The 3,588-nt window shown below is 35.5% G+C and carries 4 protein-coding genes; all 4 read right to left on the minus strand.

The annotated features are described in order from the left end of the window. Window positions 1-194: 194 nt before the first annotated feature. The 4 genes from FD18_RS02915 to FD18_RS02930 all read right to left on the minus strand — a co-directional run bounded on the left by FD18_RS02915 (window position 195) and on the right by FD18_RS02930 (window position 3,402). Window positions 195-557, minus strand: coding sequence for a DUF956 family protein (locus tag FD18_RS02915; protein ID WP_057718484.1), 363 nt, complete (start codon window positions 555-557; stop codon window positions 195-197). 65 nt (window positions 558-622) lie between these two features. Beyond that, window positions 623-1,552, minus strand: a complete 930-nt coding sequence (locus FD18_RS02920) for a PTS system mannose/fructose/sorbose family transporter subunit IID (RefSeq protein ID WP_004898108.1) — start codon at window positions 1,550-1,552, stop codon at window positions 623-625. Between the two features lie 29 nt (window positions 1,553-1,581). Beyond that, entirely contained in the window at window positions 1,582-2,385 is an 804-nt protein-coding gene (locus FD18_RS02925; RefSeq protein WP_057718486.1) for a PTS mannose/fructose/sorbose transporter subunit IIC, read from the minus strand. Window positions 2,386-2,406: 21 nt separating this feature from the next. Beyond that, window positions 2,407-3,402, minus strand: a complete 996-nt coding sequence (locus FD18_RS02930; protein ID WP_057718488.1) for a PTS sugar transporter subunit IIB — start codon at window positions 3,400-3,402, stop codon at window positions 2,407-2,409. Window positions 3,403-3,588 lie beyond the last annotated feature (186 nt).

The following is a 3,588-nucleotide window of genomic DNA, read 5'->3' on the forward strand; positions in this document are numbered from 1 at the left end:
AGATGAAATCTTTGAAAGAGAATTAGATCTAATCTATCAAGCAGCTTAACTAAAAGTATTCAATTTATTATTGCAATTTGCGATTTTTATTTTTTAAACAAGAGTATTAAAAAAAGACTGAGATACCATGTCTCCTTTTAGATAAAATGATACTCAATCCTTCTATTTTAAGAAATTATTTTTGATATTTTTATTTAATTTCGTGTGAAATTCCGTTTGATTTTTTGCCAAATGGTAAGAGCTTTTCTCATGTTATCTGCTGGTACATGCTTTCTAATAGCGCGTAAAGTTGGCTTTACATGTCTCGCAGCAAAAATAAAACTACCATTTTTTTTAGTACAAATCTTAAAACGAGGAATATATTTTCCACCAAAATATACATCCGCAACTACAATGGTTACTTCATCCCAAGGAATCTGTACATAGTCATTTGGATTATTATCACTATAAAACTCAAACCCTTTATCTCCGACTAAAACTTTTCCATATGTAGGAATTCCTCTAAACCAAGTCGCAGCATCTACATACTCTGATTTTGTATTTAATGATTGAACCATATAAAAAACCTTTTCATATATAAGAAAAACGGTCTAAACAAGACCGTTTCTTATCTGATTAATTGTTATAGTAAGCCAATTACGTGACCTACAATACCAACAACAAAGATACCAATAATGATAACGATTGGTGAAACTTTCTTCTTCAATAACCACATACATAAGAAAGTTAATAGAACTGCAGCAAGACCAGGAATTAAACTATCCAAGTTTTGTTGTAAAGTTGTTTGCTTAATTCTATCTAAGGCCATACCATTACCTAAGTTGTATTCACTCAAAGCTTTGTGAATACCTTCTGCTCCTTTTGGAAGGGTGTTCCAATCAATATAAGCTCCTTTTTGAAGCGGAACGCTTGAAACAACTGGTTTAAAGTTAATTGTTACCCAACGCTCAATTAAAGCACCGATAACAAACATACCCATCATAGAAGCTCCACGGGTAATTTTTTGTAATAAACCGCCTGAGGCATCTTCTGTAATTTTAGTACCAGCTTTGTAACCCATTTCTTGAGTGTACCATAAGAATGCCATACGAATTACATTCCATAATACAAAGAACAAGATAGGTCCTAAGATGTTACCACTCAAAGCAAGTGATGCACCTAATGATCCAATAATAGGACGAACTGTATACCAGAATACTGGGTCACCAACACCGGCTAAAGGTCCCATCATACCAACTTTAACACCTTGAATAGCAGTGTTATCAACATCTGCACCGTTAGCCTTATCCTCTTCCAAAGCAAGAGTAACACCAATAATAGGTGATGCTAAGTATGGGTGTGTATTAAAGAATTCCAAGTGTCTCTTTAAGGCAAGGGATAGATCTTTCTTTTCAGGATATAATTTTCTTAATGCTGGGATTAAACTGTAAGCCCAACCACCGTTTTGCATTCTTTCATAGTTCCATGAACCTTGAAGGAAAGTAGAACGCCACCAAACCTTAATACGATCTGATTTACTTAAAGTTAATTTCTTTTGTGCAGTTTCAGTCATTATATAATTAGCCTCCTCTCACTCAAATTTTAATAATCATCCAGGATGTCGCCCAATGGGTCGCCTGAACCAGAATTAGAGTTATTGTTGTTTCCACCCTTAGAACCTTCAAGAGCAAGGTACATAATAGCAAGGGAAATACCAATACCACCAAGAGCGATCAAAGTTAATTCTTTAACGGCTGCCAAACAGAAACCAATGATGAAGAATGGCCATACTTCACGGCTAGCCATCATATTAATAACCATAGCGTAACCAACGGCAACAACCATACCACCACCGATGGTCATACCTTCGTTTAACCATGCTGGCATTGCATTTAAGGCAGCACGAACAACAGAAGCTGGAATAGCAAGTAATAAGGCAGCTGGAATAGCAATTCGTAAACCTTGTAAAGCAACAGCAATCATTTGCCAACGGTCAATAGCTCTCCAGTTAGCTTCTGCTGCTTTTCTATCCATAATATGAACAATGGCAACAGAAATAGTACGAACTAACATAGTTAAGAACAAACCAGCAACGGCTAAAGGAATAGCAATACCAATCGCAGTACCAATACCCTTTTGTCCTTGTCCACCTTGAACCAAAATAATAGTTGAAGCAACAGATGCTAAAGCTGCATCTGGAGCAACGGCAGCACCAATATTAGCCCAACCTAAAGCAATCATTTGTAGTGAACCGCCAAGAATAATACCAATAGTTAAGTTCCCAGTAACCAAACCAATTAAAGTACATGCCACTAGAGGTTGTTGGAATTGAAATTCATCAAGAATTCCTCCCATACCTGCAAAGAAGGCAACGATCACTACCAGAATCATCTGAATAGCATTCATTTATATAAATCCTCCTGTAATTTATTTCTTTTCATCAACTAATTTTTGAGCTTTATCCAAAAGTTCATCCATGTTTTGTTTACCATCAGAAGGAACTTTACGAACATCAAATTTAACGCCCAAATCTTTTAATTTCTTATATGTATCAATATCTTTTTGATCCATTGCCAAAACAGTATTGACATTCACTTTACCATCACTATATGCCATGGATCCAACATTCAATTCTTTAATGTCCATTCCACCTTCAATAGCTTTAAGTGCATCTTCTGGATTTTCAAATAAGATCAATGCCTTAGTATTTCCAAAACGTGGATCTTTGGCTACTTGTAGCATTTTATCGATTGGAACAACGTTAGCTGGTACACCAGCTGGTGCTGCTTCTTTAATCATTGTCTTACGAATTTTATCTTTAGCAACATTATCAGAAACAACGATAATACGATTTGGATTCATTGCCTTAGTCCAACCTGTTGCTACTTGTCCATGAAGAAGACGTGAATCAATTCTAGCTAAAACATACTTAATATGACCGTCACCAATAACAGTCCCTTCAGGAATAGCACCTTGTGGTTGTGAACTAGTACTTGGAACTGCTTTCGCTTCTTCTTTCGGCATAAGAGATTCAGGTTGAGTCTTTATACCATCACGACCTGGTTTAACAATAGCTTTTGCAATATCATGAGCATTGTCACTTCCCATTCTCTGGCCTAAAGCTTCAATAACCATTGGTAAATTCATACCAGAAACAATTGCCCAAGTATCTTCATGTTCTTTTACAAGATTATTGGCTTGGTTAAATGGTGTACCTCCCCATAGATCAATCAAAAATAAAACTTGATCTTGATCATCAAAAGAAGCAACCGCCTTTTCCATCTTAGCTCTAATATCATCTGGACCTTCATCTGGTTTTAAAATCACATGAGCGAGATTTTCTTGCTTACCAAAAATCATTTCAGCAGATTGAAAGATTCCATCAGCAAAGCCACCGTGACTAGCTAGGACAATTCCTACCATTTAATTTCCCCCTTAATCAAAATATCTTCACGAATACTTTATAGCAGAATAAATGTATACGTTTACTTTTAATATGATACCATTTTTTAAGTGAAAATGCTTGCATAAAGCAAAAAAATATAAAAAAATAAAAAACTATACAAAGAAAAAGGAAGAATAAAGTCTTCACTTCATTCTTCCCTTTTC

Source organism: Lactobacillus taiwanensis DSM 21401 (assembly GCF_001436695.1).
Classification (GTDB): Bacteria; Bacillota; Bacilli; order Lactobacillales; family Lactobacillaceae; genus Lactobacillus; species Lactobacillus taiwanensis.